Genomic DNA, 17,475 nt, shown 5'->3' on the forward strand with positions numbered 1-17,475 from the left:
CACTGATCGAGAGCGATCGAAAAAGCGCCCCCCTACTCCGCCTCAGCCATTTTGGCATCGAAGGCCTGCCAGCATTCGATGAAGCCGCTGGCAAAATCCTGCGGCCGAAGTGCGATCCACTCCCGCACATCATCCATGGAGAACCACTCACCGGACTCCACTTCGCTACAAGGGAAGCGCATGGCGCCATCGTGACGACATAGATACAGGCGGATGTGTTCCCAACCGGTCTGCTCACTCGGAGCAATGCGGGCCACCTCCTGCACCTCGGCATCTTGGATACCGAGCTCCTCTTCGAGCTCCCTAACAGCAGTCGGCTCGTAGTCCTCACCGGCGTTGAGATGTCCGGCGGCACTGGAGTCCCAGACTCCGGGATGCACGTCTTTCAGGCGGGAGCGTTTTTGTAGGAACAGCTCTTTGCGCTTGTTGAAAACAAACATGTGCACGGCGCGGTGCAGCAAATTCTCACGGTGAACAGTGTCGCGAGTCTCCTGCTTGAGCACCTCGTCATGTTCATCCACCACATCGAAGAGTTCGTCCCCTTTCTGTGGGTTGTCCTTGAGCGGATGGTCGTCGTAAATGCGCGTCAGCACCGCCCACTGCTCGAGCGAAATTTCTTCGGCACGTGCTGTAACTCCCACGCCAATCTGCGCAGCCGCCTGTTCCCAGTCGGCGGTGTCTGGCATTTGTTTTTTGATCTGCTTGCGGCGCTGGGAGAAGCCGCGGCGGATGATTTCATCGAATAAACGAGCGTCGTAAACCGGCAGATCATCGGGGCGAGGTTCACAGACCATGACGGTGGAATCGATCAGTGGTCGGGGGAAAAATGCCTGCGGCGGAATGGTCTTCACCGGCTTGCTTACCCACTCGCTCTGCATGCGCAGCGAGAGCACGCCGTAGGCTTTGGTCTTGGGTTTGGCGATGATCCGATCGATAAACTCCTTCTGCAGCATCAGCACAGCCTTACAGACGGGCGACGGTCGTTTCATGAAGTTCCGCATGATCGCACCACCGGCGGAATACGGCAGATTACCCAGCAGCTTTACCGGTTGATGTTTGAAAAGCACCCGGGTATCGAACCTGGCGCCATCGAAATGATGCACCTCCACCTTGTCGTTGTCGGCAAAGCGCAGTTTCAGCCCCTCGGCCAAGCGCGCATCGAATTCGACCAGGATCACCTTGTCCGCCAGCTCGACCACGTGTTCGGTCAGCGCACCGGTGCCAGGGCCCACTTCCACCACGGTATCACCGGGCTTCACCTCCAATTGATCGACAATCCAACGGGCGACATTTTCATCGACCAAAAAATTCTGCCCCAGCTTCTTCGATGGAGTCACCCCCATCGCATTCAGCCGACTGATGATTTCCGTCTGGTTCATGATTTTTTCAGCACTTCTAACAATTGGTCAAGGTGCGCACCGGGCTTCACCTTTTCCAGCACCGCCATGATCTTGCCATCTTCTCCGATGACAAAGCTACTGCGCTCGATGCCCATGTATTTTTTCCCGAACATACTTTTCTCCACCCAGACACCGTAGTCCTGGACGATCTTCTTGTCGGTATCGGCGAGCAGCGGATACGGCAGTTCTTTTTTATCGATGAATTTGCGGTGGCTCTTGGCGTCGTCCACACTGACACCGAAGACGTAGGCGATGCTCTCCAGCGCGTCCCAGCTGTCGCGGATGGCGCAGGCCTGGATGGTGCAGCCCGGCGTGTTGTCCTTCGGGTAAAAGACCAGCACCACGGGCTTCCCACGCAAGTGCTTCAGCGAGACCTCGGCCCCGTCCTGATAGGCACCCCCAACGACGTCTGCGGTAAAATCCGGCGCATCTTCGCCAACTTTTGGTTTCATGCCCCTAGCTCTAGTCGGCGAGCTACGAATTGCAATCGCACACATTAAAAACTTCTATGTTCACCTGCCTTCCTGCAAACTACCGCCGTGACTCTGGCATCGAAAATCACCCTAACCCGACTCTTCATGGCGCCGGTGTTTGCCGCGCTGGCGGTGTATTACGGGGAAACGGTGAAGGCTGGAAACCCGAATGAAACCTTCCGCTGGTGGGCCGTCGGCGTGTTTATTTTCGCCTCGGTGACCGACGCCCTCGATGGCTACATCGCGCGTCATTACAACCAGCGCTCGAAGTTCGGAGCCTTCATGGATCCCTTTGCCGATAAGACATTGCTGCTCACCGGCATCGTCTTTCTCACCTTCGTTCCCTGGGGCGAGGGATGGAGTATCCCGATCTGGTTCACCGCACTAATGATCGCCCGCGACATCATTATTATTGGCGGCATCTGGATTCTGCACTATTTCAACTCGCAGGTGCCGATCCGTCCCCACTGGACGGGGAAAGTCTGCACCGTCACCCAGATGACCTTACTCGGATGGGTGATGCTGAAAATCATCCCCCTCGATCCGATCTACCCCACCGTTCTCGCTGCCATTTTCACCGTTTGGTCCGGCATCGAATACTTCCGCGAAGGCCTGCGCCAACTCAAAGATCACCACGCGGTGGAATAATCATCCCTTTTACCCATCATTCACTCTTTCATTTAACATGCCTACCGTAGCCATCGTCGGCCGACCCAATGTCGGCAAATCCGCCCTATTTAACCGACTCGCAGGGCGCCGCATCGCCATTGTTCACGATCAACCGGGCGTGACGCGCGACCGCATCTCCGCCCCCTGCCATATCTCAGAGCAGCCCTGCACCATCATCGATACCGGCGGCATTGGTGCCACCCTCGACGATGGCTTTGGCGCTGCCGTGACCACCGAGGCGGACATCGCCATGCAGACCGCCGATTTAATCCTGTTCATCGTCGATGCCAAGGACGGCATCACCGTGATCGATGAGGACCTCGCCAAGCGCTTGCGCAAGTCCAAGGCTCCGGTCCAGCTCATCATCAACAAGGCGGACAACGAGAAACAAGACCTTCTCACCGGCGACTTCGCCACCCTTGGCTACGGCGAAGGCATTCCCGTCTCTGCGGAGCTGGGAAAAAACATGCACATGATCGCCGATGCCATCGACAAGGTGGTGGAACCGCTGAACCGCGACATCGAAGAAGCCGAGCAGGTGGTGAAAAAGGAAGGCCTGAAGATCGCCATCGTCGGTAAACCCAACGCCGGCAAATCCTCCCTGATCAATGCCATCCTCAAGGACGATCGCACTATCGTTTCTGACGTCTCAGGAACCACTCGCGATGCCATCGATGTGCCCTACGAATTTCTTGGCGAGCAGCACACGCTCATCGATACCGCCGGTATCCGCCGCCGCACCAAGATGGATTCTTCCGTGGAAGTGTTCTCCTCGATGCGTGCCGAGCGCTCGATCCGCCGGGCAGACATCTGCCTGTTAGTGATCGACTGCGCCGAGGGCGTCTCCGCCCAGGACCGCAAAATCGCCCGCATCATCCAGGACGAGAAAAAACCCTGCCTGATCGTGCTCAATAAGTTCGATCTCTTCCACCCGAATGCCCAGAAGAGCGCCCGCTTGGAAGAAGCCACCGAGCACGTGCGCACCGAGCTGTTCTTCCTCGCCTACGCCCCCTACGTCTGCGTTTCCGCCCTGAAGAAACAATCAATCGGACTGGTCTTCAGCAAGCTCGCCGAGATCCGCAAGGCCGCTCAAAACCCGATCACCACCGGCAAACTCAACCGATTCCTCGGTGAGGCATTTGCCAAGAAACCACCGCAGGCGAAGAAAGGAACGAAGCGTCTGAAACTGCTCTACGCCACCGCCGCAGTGAACGATCGCTACACCGCCATCCCGGTGCCAACGTATATTCTCTTCGTCAACGACAAGCGCCTGATGCAGGAGCACTACGAGCAGTATCTCACTAACCGACTGCGCGAGGATCATCCGTCCCCCGGCATTCCGATCACTTTCTCCGTGCGCTCCAGAAACGCCACGGACGAGAAAAAACGCCGCTAGCTGTCGATGAAACATTGGCTTCCACTCACCCTTGCCTGTGTCGTCTGTGCCGCGCTGACTGGCTGCGGAGTGACCTCATCCGGCTCTGGCATGAGCCGAGGGTCGTCGATGGCCACCGGCAGCATGGCGGTGCCTTATCAGTCGCCTAACATCTTCAAAAAATACAACGCCAAAGGCCATGCCCAGCTCAACGACGGTTGGACGGCCAAATTCGATGCCTCCGGTATTTCCTTCAACAGCAAACGCACCTGCACCCTGATCACTCCGAGGCATGTGATCATGGCGAAGCACTACACCCGTCCGGTTTTGACACCGGTGGTCTTTCATGACCGCCAGGGCAAACGGCAGGTGCGCCAGATCGTGACCATCAAGAACCTCTCCGGTGGCGATTACTCGGTGGGCCTGCTCGATCAGCCTCTGCCAGCGAACTACACACCCTACCCGCTACTCAGACCGAGCGCGGACTACCCCACGCGACTCCCCGGCGAGTATGTTCTCGTCACCGATCAAAACCGCCGCCTCTTTGTCCACCAAATTGCCGCCATCCGTGGTGGCTCCATTGCATTCAAGTTCGATCCCTCTCATAAAAACGGCTACCGTAAGAAACTCGTCACCGGCGACAGCGGCAATCCAAGTTTTGTCATGCGGCGCGGTCGGCCGGTGCTCATCGAAACCCACACCGGTGGAGGTCCAGGCGTTGGCCCCTTCTATGGCGATGCCCGGGTGCAGGCGGAGATTTCCAAGGCCATCGAGGAAACCGACCGCCGCTACGCCTTGCGCACGGTGGCCTGGTGAGGTGATCCTCAGGCCAAGCTCCAGCCGATCTGCCGTTAGAGCGGATTACTTTTTGCGTTTCCCATGATGCTCGTTTATCTGAGAATATCATGAGCCAAAGCAATCAAATCAACGCCTACGCCGCCCTTGAAGCCGGTGGAACCCTGCAGCCCTACAGCTACGATGTCGGAGAGCTCGCCGCGGATGAAGTGGAAATCGAAGTCCTGCACTGCGGCATCTGCCACAGCGATGTCAGCATGATCGATAACGAATGGGAAATCTCGGAATACCCGCTGGTAGGTGGGCACGAGGTGATTGGCAAAGTCGTCGCCACCGGCAGCAATGTGCAGAATTTGGAAAAAGGAACCGTGGTCGGTGTCGGCTGGCACAGCGGCTATTGTGGCCACTGTCACTCGTGTAAAAACGGCGATCAGAATCTCTGCCGTGATGCCCAAGGAACCATCGTCGCCCACCACGGCGGTTTTGCCGAAAAGTTACGGGCCGATGCCGCCAGCGTGGTGGTCATCCCCGAGGGCATCGACCTCAAGTCCGCCGGCCCCCTGCTCTGCGCCGGCATCACCGTGTTCAATCCGCTGGTACAGTTCGATGTCAAGTCCACCGACAAAGTGGCCGTCATCGGCATCGGTGGGCTCGGCCACATCGCGCTGCAATTTCTCAACGCCTGGGGCTGCGAAGTCACCGCCTTCACCTCCAGCGAGTCGAAACGACAAGAAGCCTTGGAACTCGGTGCCCACAAAACGCTCAACTCACGTGACAAGGAGGAAATCAAATCCGCTTATGGCTCGTTTGACTTCATCCTCTCCACCGTCAATGTGAAGCTCGACTGGAACACCTACGTCAACACCCTCAAGGCCAAAGGAAGGCTCCACTTTGTCGGAGCCACCTTGGAACCGCTCGATCTCGGCGTCTTCCCACTCATCGGCGGCCAGAAATCGGTCTCCGGCTCGCCGGTAGGCAGCCCGGCCACCATGGAAAGCATGCTGGAATTCGCCAAACTCCACGACATCAAACCACAGATCGAAAGCTACCCGATGGAGCAAATCAACGAGGCTCTCGATCACATGAAATCCGGCAAAGCCCGCTACCGCGTAGTGCTCTCGAATGGGTAGACCTCGCATCGGGAGACATTCTTTGTGCAGCAAGCATGTACGGAGGATTCAAGCCCACTGCGACAGAAGCAAAGAAACCTGTTAGATCATAACCAAACACGAGCTACCGTCTACGGCGTCGACCGAACATAGCCAGGGATCCCAGCATGACCAACGCAACGCTGCTTAATTCCGGAACGACCACCACAGCGAAGGTCAAATCTCAATCGGTTTTCGCCGCTCCCCCTCGCCCTCTTCCCGCAAAGCTGGCACTGTGAATGTGTGATCGTGTTGGAGCAATGGGCTGCGTTGAAAATCGGCCTGTTTGAGATCCATCTACTTAAGAGGATCTGGATTCTCATCATCTGTGATTTCTCTTTCACGAGAATAAAGCCTTCAGCCACTAAAAACATCCAGACAATCAATCTTGCTTCGTCTTTATTTCTCTTGCCGCCCCTAGACCTAACAGACTAGAGTCCATTCAATCAAATCGGGTATTCGCTCTGTGTTGAATAATTCTACATGATCAAACATCTGTAAGCCCCTACTACCTGAGTTCACTAATAACACTGTTCACCGAAGAAATGCCTGCCAACCGCCCAGCTATTCCCGCTGAACTCGCGCGAAGCGTTAAGATCGAGGCAGGTCACAAATGCGCTGTTCCCACTTGCGGACAAACACCTGTTGAGCTTGCCCACATTGAACCGTGGGCGAAAGTCAAGAAGCATGAGTTTCATAACTTGATCGCACTCTGCCCTACCTGTCACACCCGTTTTGATAGCGGCGTGATTGACCGTAAAGCGATGAAAATTTACAAAGCCAATCTTTCGAAGGGCGCTGACTTCGGTGAAAAGCTCGATCGGCGAGTAGAGAGGTTAGAAGCTCAGGCTAAGAATCCCCACCATGACCCTCAGCGCGGGTTCGCCCAGGCTTCGTCACTATACTACAACCGAGCTTGCGAGATCGGCTTCGTCGACCGGGAGCGATTCGTAAAGGTCGGAACATGTACGTTCGTTAAGCCACGGATCGCAGTCGTTCCCGGTTCAGTGCTCGACATGATCGATAGCCTTCTCGAGTTGAGGGGCGACCATCCATCGGTGTTTGAACCGATTGGGATGACGAAATTCAAAGTAATTGACGCTCCGAGGAAGCATGGAGATTTGCGATTGATTGAACTTGATCCAGTTGACGAATCATACCGAGAGAGCGTTCTCGCTGAGCATTTCGGAGATGAGCTAAAGCAGATGCAATCAAATTTTGCCGCGAACGAATCTCCGATTCGGTGCGAACTAAGCATCTACATTGGTGAGCACGTCGGATACCTTAGCACGCCGGACAACACAGAGGATTTACGCGGGGCGATGGAATTTCAGTTTCAGGATGCCTATGTGTCCTTTCGAGGATCTCCGATTGAAGGAGGCATTCACACTGGCTATCTGACGCCCGTTCCTAGCGCTTTGAATCATTCTGGTGCACCATTGTTTAGGCCAGACGGCACGCTAGTAGGGCTGGTAACAGATATCGTGTTTCCTGAATCAGAAATGGCAGGACGACCCGTGTTCACAACTCTTCTGTCACTTCCAGACTTGTGGAAGCCTTACATGAAAACAACGGCTAATCGGGTCCCCGTGACTGACTAGCGTCAGCCACGAGTCCCACACCACCGGACATACGGCTCCGTATCCGGCGGTTCCAATCAGACTTCCTGAACGCTTCTTTGTTCAGGGTAGTGAAGAGAGATCCAGATCCCCCTCATGTTAGGAACTCCTTGTTCCTCCAGCCAGCAGTTGTTAAGCGCCAGCCTAACCAGTGAGTTGTTACTCATTCTCCAGTAGCCTTTACGGCTCCTGCTCGCCATATGAATCCGCTCTGGAAAGACTCCCAACGCGAGTAGGTTACGGCGGCGTGTGCGGGGCTGTTTCCACTGCTTCCAGTAGTAGAGCCTCACACTTCGCCTGACCCATTCACTTAACTCTAACACCTCGGCGTAGGTGCAGCTGAGTTTATAGTAGTTAAGCCAGCCACGAGTGTAGAGGCACAGTTCATCAATGACGTCCTGCACCTTGTGTCCGCGGTTGCGACGGGTGATTCCCCGCACGTGTTGCTTGAACCGTAACAGGGCTTTGTCCGTCCACATCAGCTTGCCTCGGTGCCCTATCTGGCATCCCAGAAAGGTGCACGATTCCAGTAACGTGGCTCGGCTCTTGACCCTGTTGACTACCAGTTTGAGTCGTCCTTCGCAGAACCTGACAACACTTTCCATCACCCTTTGTGCCGCTTTTGCACTTTTCACCAGTATGATAAAGTCATCGGCGTAGCGGGCCAAATGATGTCCGCGCGTTTCGAGTTCCTTGTCAAGTGGGTCGAGTACGATGTTGGCTAACAGCAAGAGAGTGGTCCGCCTTGTGGCACTCCTTGAGTGCGTGGCCTCGCGGGTGCCATCCGGCAACCTCACTCCCGCCATCAGGTAGCGGCGAATGAGCCCCAGAGTCTTGCGGCACCGGATCTTTTCGCGCAACGATGTCATGAGCTTGTCATGGTTCACGGTGTCGAAGAACGACTTGAAGTAACAATCGACGGCATGCCGCCGACCTTCCTTCCAGCCGGTTTCCATCGTCTCCACGGCTTGATGAGCCGATCGGTTCGGACGGAATCCGTAGCTTCTTGAACTAAAGTCCGCATCAAGAAGCGGACTGATCACTTGTGCAACGGCTTGCTGGATCATGCGATCCTGCACCGTCGGTATTCCCAGCGGACGTTTCGATCCGTCGGGTTTTGGAACAAACACCCTGCGCACGAGCGCGGAGTGGTAGTTCCCTTCCATAAGATCCGCACTTATCCTCGGCCAGTGCTTCCGGCAGAAGTCCGGAAAGTCACCCACCGACATACCGTCGATTCCGGCCGAACCTTAGTTTGTCTTCACTCGTTTCCAAGCTTCGGCAAGGTTCGCGGAACCGAGAATTTGCCCGATCATGGTTCGTTCCTGAGGAGATTCATTCTTCTCTCCATGACGGCGCTCAAGTTCACCGCGCCGACTGGCGTTAGTGGCTGGGTTGTCCGTCACGGGATCAATCTCCTACTCATTGGTTCGGCCCTTCGTCGGGTAGTGGCTCCACGGCTCTCATTGTTTAACTCGGGCATTCTTCGCCCCCCGACTCGTTTTATCCCGACTACTATGGCTTCGGCTGACTCCTCACCTCCCTTTGGCGATGAGGCCTCCCAGGTAATTGCACGTTGCTCCACTGCACTACCGCCGTATTTACCTCCGCAGGCATACCTGATGCCTTCGCTGTGTTGTGCCAGCTCGGCGCGCTACGTCGGCCTTCTATACAGTTCTTATTCATCGGCTCGCAGCTTTCTCTTAGCCTTCATTCCCATGGTCGGTCACCCTTCCATAGTTGGCTTCGGATAGTAGTTTCTTCATTTTCATGTTTGGTATTTCTACAAGGGACTTGAACCCCATTTACAACGTGCCCATGCTGGGCACACACAAGGCAGTGGACTCAACGCGCTACCGCGCGTGAGTCACTTTTGACGTTCGATTACTCAACAGGCTCGACGAATCGATTGTCGAAGGTGTAATTTCGAAGTTCTTTGCACATGAAACAGCATAACTCTAACAAAGATCAATTGGGGCAATTGCTCAATGAGATCGTTGACTTTGACCCCGCCGGAGAGTGGGGATTTCGCGAAGCCTTGGCATCAATCAGCAAGATCAGTAGAGTTGGCTCTGGCGAGGATTTGCGGGTGCACGTTTACGTCAGAGGGCTAAAGATACCGCATGCAGCCGCTCAGGTGAGTATCGAGGTAAAGGGCGCACGGGTTATTTTCTATGCCATTGACCAACGAAGCCCTTCCGAGTCCCGATGGGTGGTCCATCCAAACCACGAATGGATCCGGCATTACCAGCTATGGCTAGAGAGGGACGCTAACCTATAGGGCTGCTGTTGGGTTCTTCGATAAACCGCTAAAACCATAGAACATATCATGACAGCCTCCCCTCTAGCCGCTGAGCAGCCCAGTTGTGTTTAAACCATATCATCACCCCATTCATCATCACTCGCCGTCGGAAGATGATTGGCTATGCTGGGGTCCACTCCACTTGCGATCAGCCCCATAATCCAACTCACGATCTAATTCATAAGAGTAAAAAAGAGCCGCAGGTCTCCCCGCGGCTCTCACATCTAGTTCTGGAGACCTTTAAAACTTCAGTCCAAACCATGCACCGAGCACGACGGCATCGTCAATGTCACCGGTTCCGCCTGGGTTCTGGATGTATTGAACCGATGGCTGAAGGTAGCAGGACGGCGTGACTTGGAAGCGGTGGCCGAGCTCGTAAACCAACTCGGAAGTCACGCTCTCACCGATGGAATCGCCATACTCATCGCTGAGCTGACCGTAGGTGGCGAAGAAGAAGGTGTGATCGTCTTCACGCCCAGAGATCAGCCCCTTGTAATTCACGCCAGCACTGATCTGCAGCGGTGTTTTGGCCACCTTGTCCTCATCGGAGTAACTGGCCATACCGAAGACTTTCACTCCGTCTGCCACTTCCACTTCGGCGTGGGCGTAGGCGCGGAATAAGAAGTTGGTGGTGCCGCCGTTGAAGTTGTCAAAGTCGCGGAAGGAGTTGATGGCGCCCACGAAGATGCGGGCGTCACGACCGCAGATCTGCGGTGTCCAATCGTATTGCATCAGCACGGAAACGCCGTCCTCATCGCGGATGCTGAAGTCCAGACCGTTCTTGGTGAAGTCCCACTGGTCTGGGCCAGTTTGGTAGACACCGAGTTGGAACTGGTGTTCTTCATTGTGGTTATACTTCAAGCGTCCACCCCACACTGCGTATGGGAAGGAGGTGATGGAGTTTTCTAACAATGTGGCACGAATCGGTCCGTTGATCGCGGTGCTCAGGGAGTAGCCGTAGAGTGAGGACTTGGCAAAATCGGTGTCCGCGGAAACCCGACCCAATTTCAACGACCATTGATCGTTGATTTGTGTCTCAAGAAAAAGCTGATAGAGGTAAGTCACCTGACCACCGTAAATGGTCATCGGATCATAGATGCCGCCAACCGAGCCGCTGATGGTATTTCCGTGGCGATTCACCGTGGAGATCTTCATGGTGGTGCCTTCCCAACCGAAGAGCTTTTCAAGATCGAGATCCACGCCGGCATAGACCTGCCCGGCAAAGTCCTCGTCCCTGGCAATGCCGCCGGAAACGTTGGCTCCGAAAATAGAATCGTAATAGAGGAAGGGGGTGATCCCCTTATCGATGAGGTCCGGACGGAGACCTCCCCAGTCGCCCGTCAGGTAATCGCCCGCGTTAAAGCTCGCGTCGTCCTCAGTAGCTGCCGTGGTCGCCAAGGGCGGAGCAATGGGTGTGACGTCTTCTGCGTGTGCCGACAGCATGCCGGCAGAGAAGACCGACAAGGCGACTTGTGTGTATTTTTTGGTGTTGTTCATGGTTGTTTTGGGTTGTTTTTTGCGAAACGGCCTAATCTTAGGCACAGGGGTAGCGTGACACTTACCGAGGCAAGCGTTTGAGATAGGTGGGGGTTTACTCGCGAGGAGTGTGCGTTTACTCGCGGCCGAAAAGAAGAGCCTGCATCAGCTTGGAAATGTCCGGGTTCTCATAGAGTTCATCGACCATCGACGCATACTCTTGGGTGAAGACCTGATTTTTTGCCAAGTTACCAAAGACAGGTGTGAGTTTGAGAAATGAGAGTTTGTCCTGCGAAGTGCCGGCTGCCGCGTTATGCAGCTCAGCCTTCATCTCATCGACGATTTCGAGCTTGTTGCCATGCCGGTCGACACCCTTGTCCGAATAATAACACCAGGCGGCAATGACCAGAGCGGCGTATTCGGTGCTGCCCCCCTGCTCCAGGTTATCAAGGATAGTGGGGATCAGGAACTTGGGCAGCTTCGATGAACTTTCCAGGCAGATCCGTGCGAGATTGTCTTTGATGTTCGGATTCCCAAAGCGCTCGATCAGCGAGCTCTTGTAGTCGTCCAAATCGATCCCCTTGATGGTGCCGAGCACCGGTGTGGCCTCGGTGTCCATGAAACGGCGGAGATAGGTCTCGAACAACGGGTCGGCGACGCAGCTGTCAATGGTCTCGTGGCCATGGATTGATCCTAACAGCCCGAGCACCGAGTGCCCTGCGTTGAGCAAGCGGATCTTCATCGTCTCGTAAGGAGTGACGTCAGGGACAAACTGGGCGCCGACATTCTCCCACTCCGGGCGGTCGTTGCTGAATTTATCTTCGATGACCCACTGAGAAAACGGCTCACAGGTCACCGGCCACTCGTCGCGGATGCCGTAGTCATTTTCTAACATACTGATGTCTTCCGGCGTGGTTACTGGCGTAATCCGATCGACCATGGCATTGGGAAAACTAACTTCCTCGGCAATCCACTGCGCCAGGGCGGCGTCTTGGGCATGGGCAAATGCCAGTAGCATCTTGCGGGTCATATCCCCATTGTGCTGAATGTTATCGCAGGACTGCACGGTGAACGCAGGCAGATCGACCACACGCCGCTTCCGCAAGGCTTCAGTGAGATAGCCAAACACGGTGCGCGGGTTTTCCGGATGCTCGAGATCGTGTTTCACATCGGGGTTTTCAAAATCGAACTCGCCGGTGGCGGGATTGAAGTTGTAGCCGCCTTCGGTGATGGTCAGGGAAACAATTTTGGTTTGCTCACTGGCCATACGATCGATCACCGCCGTCGGGTTTTCGCAGCCCAACATGAAATCAACAATCGAGCCGATCACGCGGTTTTCAATTTTCCCGTCCGGATGTTTCACGATCAGGGTGTAGAGGTAGTCCTGGCGCTTGAGCACATCGGCAATTTTGCGGTCGGCCTCACGCAGCCCCACACCGCAGATCCCCCAGTTGTCGACGCCTGTCTTTTCCAACAAGTCATCGGTGTAACAGGCCTCGTGGGAACGGTGAAAGCCACCCACGCCGATGTGCATGATGCCGGCAGTCAGCTTCTCGCGGTCATAGCTCGGGCGTTGCACCGACTCTGGCAGGTCGGCGAGGTGACGTTGGTTCAGGGGAAAGATCGTTTTCATAGTCTCAATGGGGATTGGTGTTAGGCTTCTTTACGGTGTTGCAGGCAATCGAGCGCCACAGCGATCATCAGCACGGAGCCCTTGATCACCATCTGGACGAACTGGCTGATATCCATGAGCACCAGGCCATTGCTGAGCACCCCGAGAATGAGCACCCCGGCGAGCACATTGGAGATTTTACCAAAGCCACCGGTGACACTGACACCACCGAGCACACAGGCGGTGAGCACATCGAACTCGAAACCTTTTCCTGACAGCACCTGACCGGAGTTGGTTCTGGAAAGGATCACCACACCAGCAACTCCGGCGAAGAATCCGGACAGGGTGTAGACGAGGTATTTGACTTTTTTAACATCGATTCCGGAAAGCTTGGCAGCCTCCTCATTGCCACCCACGGCGTAGAAATAGCGACCGAAAAAGGTCTTGTTCAGGATGAATCCACCGAGGCCCATGATGGCCACCATGATGATCACGGGGATCGGAATGGGTCCGACGTATCCCTGACCGATCACCGAGAAGGACTCAACAAAACCGTAGATGGGAAGACCTCCGCAAATCAGATACGCCACGCCCTCGATGATGATCATCATCGCCAAAGTCACGATGATGGAAGGCATTTTCAGCGTCGCAATGATCCAGCCGTTGGTGAAACCGATGGCAGCGGAAAGCACCAGCACCGCACCCACAGCCATCGCCGGATGCCAGCCGGACTCCACCATCAGCCACGCGCAGACGATGTTGACCAATGTGATCACCGAGCCCACCGAGAGATCAATGCCACCCAGCAGAAGCACAAAAGCAAAACCCACCGCACAGATTCCTAACATAGAAACCTGACGTGCCACGTTGAGCAGGTTATTACTGACCAGGAAATTTTCCGAAGCGATGGTGAAGAGAATGATGAGAGCGAGAAGCACCATCCAGATGCCAAATCGTTTGGCGATGTCGATGGCCTTCGCCATCGTGCTGCTCGACTGTGTTGCGTTGTCAATTGTGTTCATGGTTCGTAAAGAGGTTGTAAGGTTCGGTTAGTTGCGTGAGGCGTAGCTCATGATTTTTTCTTGGTTAAATTCGGATCGATCCAGCTCTCCGGTGATTTTCCCTTCGTGCAGGACGAGAATGCGATCGGACATGCCCATAACCTCCTCCATCTCGGAGGAAATCATGAGAACGGCCTTCCCTGACTCAACCAGACTATTGACCAGGGCATAAATTTCAGATTTGGCACCGACGTCGATGCCGCGAGTGGGTTCATCAAAAATGACCAGTGATGGTTCCGTGGCGAGCCACTTGGCGATGATCACCTTCTGCTGGTTTCCGCCACTGAGGTTCTTGATCTTCTGCTCGAGGTTGGGCGTTTTGATCCGGATGGCATCGCGGTAGTGATCGGCAATGCGGCGCTCCTCCTTCTGATCGATGGTGAAGAATTTGGAAATACGATCGAGGATGGAGATGCTGATGTTGCCGCGGATATCGACATCTAACAAAGCACCCAATTTTTTCCGATCCTCAGGCACCAGAGCGATGCCGTCTTTGATGGCGTCCTTGGGGATCGATGGATTCACCTCCTGGCCTTCCAGGATGACACGGCCGCCGGTCTTGTGTTTGACGCCGAAGAGCAGCTCGGCGAGCTCGGTGCGCCCAGCGCCAATCAGGCCGGCCAATCCGAGCACCTCGCCTTTGCGGATCTCGAGGTTGATGTTTTCCACGCCATTGCCGGATAGGTTTTCCACCTTCAGCAGCACCTCGTCAGAGATGCACTTGTTGCGGCTTGGATAGGTGGCGGTCAGCTCACGGCCGACCATCAGAGTGACCAGGTCATCGAGATTGGTGTCCGAGGTATTCATCGTCTTCACCTTCTCGCCGTCACGCAGCACGGTGATGCGATCCGAAAGTCGGAAAATCTCATCCATGCGGTGGGAAATGTAAACGATGGTGACCCCGGCAGCCTTGAGCTTTTCCACCATCACATAGAGGGCTTCCACCTCGGTCTGGGTCAGCGGCGCAGAGGGCTCGTCCATGATCAGCATCTTGGCATCTTGGGAAACCGCCTTGGCAATTTCTACCAGCTGCTGATAGCCCACGGTGAGATTCCCCACCAGTTCAGCGGGGTCGATTTTGATATCGAACTGCTTGAAAATCTCAGCCGCCTTGTTCTCCATGGCTTTCCGATCGATCACCAGGCCCTTGCGGATGGCGCGACCGAGAAAGATGTTCTCCGCCACGGAGAGTTCATCGACCAAGTTGAATTCCTGATAGATCACCGAGACTCCCATCTGCTCTGACACTTTCGGTGTCAGTGACGTAAACTCCTGCCCCTGAATCACAACACTTCCCTCGTTCGGCGTGATGGCACCGGTGCAGGTCTTGATGAGTGTCGATTTGCCGGCGCCGTTTTCTCCGACGAGTGCGTGGACTTCACCTTCGATGACATCCAGGCTGACATCGTTGAGAGCGACGACGCCCGGGTAGCGTTTTGTGATGTTTTTCAGTTGCAGGAACATGGTGACAAGGAGGTTTTATTTGGAGTATTGATCGACGTTGTCTTTGGTGACAGGAATCAGTTTGCGGAAGATCTTAGCAGGCAATTCTTCGCCGGCGGCAAGCTTCTGGACAAATCCGAAAACAGTCGTGGCCACATCCTGATCGGTGCCAGTAACGATCACGCTCATCCGAACGCCTTCGTTGTTTTTGATGGCGGAGAGTTCAGGTTTAGTTGCGTCCACAGCGAAGATGCCGAAGTCATCAGTGATCTTGCCAGCAGCCTTGGCAGCCTCGTTAGCCCCCACGGATCCGCCTCCGCCGATGGCGGTCACGACCTTGACGTTGGGGTGCGATTGGAAAATGGTCTCCATTTTGGAAATCCCCTCCTTCGGGTTGATGGCGCTGGTTTCAGCGACGATGGTAGCATCGGGAGCCAGCTTGGTGATGGCATCGCGGATGCCTTTACCACGAGCTAACAGAACGGGAAGCTGTGGGTAGTTGAGGATCGCCACTTCGGTTTTGCCACCGTGTTTTTCCTTGATGAAATCAGCGGCTTCCTTGCCGACCTGGTAACCGAGGTCGTAGTTATCGATCAGCCAGCGGACGTCGGCATTTTTCAGATCGTCATCCCAGGCGATGACCTTGACGCCGGCGGCGCGGGCTTCTTTACAGGCGGCCTCAATGCCTTCCGGATCGGCTGGGTGAACAATGATCACATCCATGCCACGAGAGACAAAGTTCTCGATCTGCATGATCTGTTTGGAGACATTACTCTCGCATGCCACGTAGTTCATCTTGGCGCCATTGGCTTCCGCTTCTTTTTGGATCGCTTGGCAGTATCCTGACCAGGTGGGGTTACTCAAATCCTGAACAGTCATGCCGATCTTGATTTGATCGCCATCTTGGTTCCGGTTACAGCCAACGCTCACAAGCATAGCGGCGATGGCCAACAGTCCGATTAGTTTCTTTTTCATAGGTTCGTTTGGGTTGTTAGTTGTTGTATTTGGGGGGGCGGGGTTTTTTGTGTTTTGGTGTGTGTGTGGAATAAATGGTTCGTTTTTGAATAAGCCGAGCGTTATGCGTGCACTTCTTCGTGGATGAGTTCTTGTGGCAACTTAGGAGTCGCGCCATAGCGAGAGCACACATATGCAGCTACCCTGTTAGCAAAAATGTTGGTTTCATGCAATGAACGTTTCTGCAGCAGCCCAGTGCAGATTGCCGCAGTGAATGAATCGCCAGCACCCACAGTATCAACCGGTTGCACCTTGACACCCTTGGTCTCGACCACTTCATCCTCTGCCATCAGCACGCTGCCGTCCGCGCCGCGGGTGTAAACAACCAGCTGCAGGGCAAAACCTCTCCGAAGGGTTTCCAGCTGCGTGTAGACATCGCCACTGAAGGAAAAATAATCAGCCAGCACCGGCAGTTCCTCGTCGCTTAGCTTCACAATGTTTGCCAGGCCGAGTGAGTTCTGCACCAGCTCCCGCGAGAAATACGGAGCACGCAGATTCACATCGAGGATTTTCAAGGTGGAGTGACGCATTTGCAGCAGAAAGTCATGGATGGTTTCCCGCGTTTTCTCACAACGCTGAGCTAGCACGCCAAAGCAAACGGCATCGGTCGACCGAGCCAAGGAATCCAATGCATCGGTGTAGCGGAGATGGTCCCAAGCGACGTCCTCAAGAATCTGGTAGTGTGGTTTTCCTGTTTCATCGAGATCCACCAGAACGCGTCCTGTTGGGTAATCTTTGGTGACCTGCACGTAGCTGGTATCGAGCCCCAGTTCATTGAGCTGAGAAGTGGCCTCCATACCCAATTCGTCAAAGCCTACGCTGCTAACGGGCACAGCATTCAGACCCAGCTGGCGGCAGTGGCATGCAAAATTAGCAGGAGCCCCTCCGAGGCGCTTGCCATGTGGAAAAACATCCCAAAGCAGCTCGCCTAAGCCAGCAACTTTCATTTGGGACCATTTGTAAGTATTTGTATTATTCATGTTTTGCATGCGCTTGGTTCTATTTCCAAACAATCAGAAAACAGGGAAATGTAAACGTAAAAGAGTCACATTTGACTTTACATGGAATTACATTTAGGTAACATTTCG

At 54.7% G+C, this 17,475-nt stretch carries 15 protein-coding genes; 5 read left to right on the forward strand and 10 right to left on the reverse strand.

The genetic code is table 11. The annotated features are described in order from the left end of the window. Positions 1 to 32: 32 nt before the first annotated feature. Both rsmA and bcp read right to left on the reverse strand, forming a co-directional pair. Entirely contained in the window at positions 33 to 1,379 is a 1,347-nt protein-coding gene (rsmA, locus tag JO972_RS15600; protein WP_309491017.1) for a 16S rRNA (adenine(1518)-N(6)/adenine(1519)-N(6))-dimethyltransferase RsmA, read from the reverse strand. Next, entirely contained in the window at positions 1,376 to 1,852 is a 477-nt protein-coding gene (gene bcp, locus JO972_RS15605; RefSeq protein WP_309491018.1) for a thioredoxin-dependent thiol peroxidase, read from the reverse strand. Before bcp ends, rsmA begins: the two co-directional genes overlap by 4 nt. Positions 1,853 to 1,939: 87 nt before the next feature. Here bcp and pgsA point away from each other — a divergent pair, with 87 nt between their 5' ends. The 4 genes from pgsA to ahr all read left to right on the forward strand — a co-directional run bounded on the left by pgsA (position 1,940) and on the right by ahr (position 5,842). Then, entirely contained in the window at positions 1,940 to 2,521 is a 582-nt protein-coding gene (gene pgsA / locus JO972_RS15610) for a CDP-diacylglycerol--glycerol-3-phosphate 3-phosphatidyltransferase (protein WP_309491019.1), read from the forward strand. 37 nt (positions 2,522 to 2,558) lie between these two features. Further along, a complete protein-coding gene (gene der / locus JO972_RS15615; RefSeq protein WP_309491020.1) occupies positions 2,559 to 3,938 on the forward strand; it encodes a ribosome biogenesis GTPase Der in 1,380 nt (459 codons plus the stop codon). A 6-nt stretch (positions 3,939 to 3,944) separates the two neighbouring features. Next, positions 3,945 to 4,733, forward strand: coding sequence for a trypsin-like serine peptidase (locus tag JO972_RS15620; protein ID WP_309491021.1), 789 nt, complete (start codon positions 3,945 to 3,947; stop codon positions 4,731 to 4,733). An 89-nt stretch (positions 4,734 to 4,822) separates the two neighbouring features. Continuing rightward, complete coding sequence (gene ahr, locus JO972_RS15625) at positions 4,823 to 5,842, forward strand: NADPH-dependent aldehyde reductase Ahr (RefSeq protein ID WP_309491022.1); 1,020 nt, start codon at positions 4,823 to 4,825, stop codon at positions 5,840 to 5,842. 103 nt (positions 5,843 to 5,945) lie between these two features. Here the strand turns inward: ahr and JO972_RS16860 are convergent, their stop codons facing one another. Further along, a complete protein-coding gene (locus JO972_RS16860; protein ID WP_425498331.1) occupies positions 5,946 to 6,029 on the reverse strand; it encodes a PEP-CTERM sorting domain-containing protein in 84 nt (27 codons plus the stop codon). Between the two features lie 376 nt (positions 6,030 to 6,405). Here JO972_RS16860 and JO972_RS15630 point away from each other — a divergent pair, with 376 nt between their 5' ends. After that, positions 6,406 to 7,461 carry an HNH endonuclease gene (locus tag JO972_RS15630; RefSeq protein ID WP_309491023.1) on the forward strand — a complete coding sequence of 352 codons (1,056 nt, stop codon included), beginning with the start codon at positions 6,406 to 6,408 and terminating at the stop codon, positions 7,459 to 7,461. A 56-nt stretch (positions 7,462 to 7,517) separates the two neighbouring features. On the opposite strand, the gene JO972_RS15635 is transcribed toward JO972_RS15630, so the two are convergent. From JO972_RS15635 to JO972_RS15665, 7 genes are all read right to left on the reverse strand, one after another. After that, positions 7,518 to 8,717 (reverse strand): reverse transcriptase domain-containing protein, encoded by a 1,200-nt coding sequence (locus JO972_RS15635; RefSeq protein WP_309491071.1) that lies wholly within the window; start codon positions 8,715 to 8,717, stop codon positions 7,518 to 7,520. A 1,304-nt stretch (positions 8,718 to 10,021) separates the two neighbouring features. Beyond that, entirely contained in the window at positions 10,022 to 11,278 is a 1,257-nt protein-coding gene (locus JO972_RS15640; protein WP_309491024.1) for a carbohydrate porin, read from the reverse strand. A gap of 115 nt (positions 11,279 to 11,393) precedes the next feature. After that, positions 11,394 to 12,890, reverse strand: a complete 1,497-nt coding sequence (locus JO972_RS15645) for a mannitol dehydrogenase family protein (RefSeq protein WP_309491025.1) — start codon at positions 12,888 to 12,890, stop codon at positions 11,394 to 11,396. Between the two features lie 20 nt (positions 12,891 to 12,910). Next, positions 12,911 to 13,891 carry an ABC transporter permease gene (locus JO972_RS15650; protein WP_309491026.1) on the reverse strand — a complete coding sequence of 327 codons (981 nt, stop codon included), beginning with the start codon at positions 13,889 to 13,891 and terminating at the stop codon, positions 12,911 to 12,913. Positions 13,892 to 13,918: 27 nt separating this feature from the next. After that, positions 13,919 to 15,394: a sugar ABC transporter ATP-binding protein gene (locus JO972_RS15655; RefSeq protein WP_309491027.1), complete on the reverse strand. Its 1,476-nt coding sequence runs from the start codon at positions 15,392 to 15,394 to the stop codon at positions 13,919 to 13,921. 15 nt (positions 15,395 to 15,409) lie between these two features. After that, positions 15,410 to 16,348 (reverse strand): sugar ABC transporter substrate-binding protein, encoded by a 939-nt coding sequence (locus JO972_RS15660; protein ID WP_309491028.1) that lies wholly within the window; start codon positions 16,346 to 16,348, stop codon positions 15,410 to 15,412. A gap of 101 nt (positions 16,349 to 16,449) precedes the next feature. Continuing rightward, entirely contained in the window at positions 16,450 to 17,367 is a 918-nt protein-coding gene (locus JO972_RS15665) for a carbohydrate kinase family protein (protein ID WP_309491029.1), read from the reverse strand. Positions 17,368 to 17,475: the final 108 nt, after the last annotated feature.

Source organism: Oceaniferula flava (assembly GCF_016811075.1).
Classification (GTDB): domain Bacteria; phylum Verrucomicrobiota; class Verrucomicrobiia; order Verrucomicrobiales; family Akkermansiaceae; genus Oceaniferula; species Oceaniferula flava.

Excerpts from the sequence above, each read along its gene's own strand:
- JO972_RS15645 (WP_309491025.1), bottom strand. The coding sequence starts at position 12,890 with ATGAAAACGATCTTTCCCCTGAACCAACGTCACCTCGCCGACCTGCCA.
- bcp (WP_309491018.1), bottom strand. The coding sequence starts at position 1,852 with ATGAAACCAAAAGTTGGCGAAGATGCGCCGGATTTTACCGCAGACGTC.
- ahr (WP_309491022.1), top strand. The coding sequence starts at position 4,823 with ATGAGCCAAAGCAATCAAATCAACGCCTACGCCGCCCTTGAAGCCGGT.
- JO972_RS15630 (WP_309491023.1), top strand. The coding sequence starts at position 6,406 with ATGCCTGCCAACCGCCCAGCTATTCCCGCTGAACTCGCGCGAAGCGTT.
- JO972_RS15655 (WP_309491027.1), bottom strand. The coding sequence starts at position 15,394 with ATGTTCCTGCAACTGAAAAACATCACAAAACGCTACCCGGGCGTCGTC.
- JO972_RS15665 (WP_309491029.1), bottom strand. The coding sequence starts at position 17,367 with ATGAATAATACAAATACTTACAAATGGTCCCAAATGAAAGTTGCTGGC.
- der (WP_309491020.1), top strand. The coding sequence starts at position 2,559 with ATGCCTACCGTAGCCATCGTCGGCCGACCCAATGTCGGCAAATCCGCC.
- JO972_RS15620 (WP_309491021.1), top strand. The coding sequence starts at position 3,945 with ATGAAACATTGGCTTCCACTCACCCTTGCCTGTGTCGTCTGTGCCGCG.
- rsmA (WP_309491017.1), bottom strand. The coding sequence starts at position 1,379 with ATGAACCAGACGGAAATCATCAGTCGGCTGAATGCGATGGGGGTGACT.
- JO972_RS15650 (WP_309491026.1), bottom strand. The coding sequence starts at position 13,891 with ATGAACACAATTGACAACGCAACACAGTCGAGCAGCACGATGGCGAAG.
- JO972_RS15640 (WP_309491024.1), bottom strand. The coding sequence starts at position 11,278 with ATGAACAACACCAAAAAATACACACAAGTCGCCTTGTCGGTCTTCTCT.
- JO972_RS15660 (WP_309491028.1), bottom strand. The coding sequence starts at position 16,348 with ATGAAAAAGAAACTAATCGGACTGTTGGCCATCGCCGCTATGCTTGTG.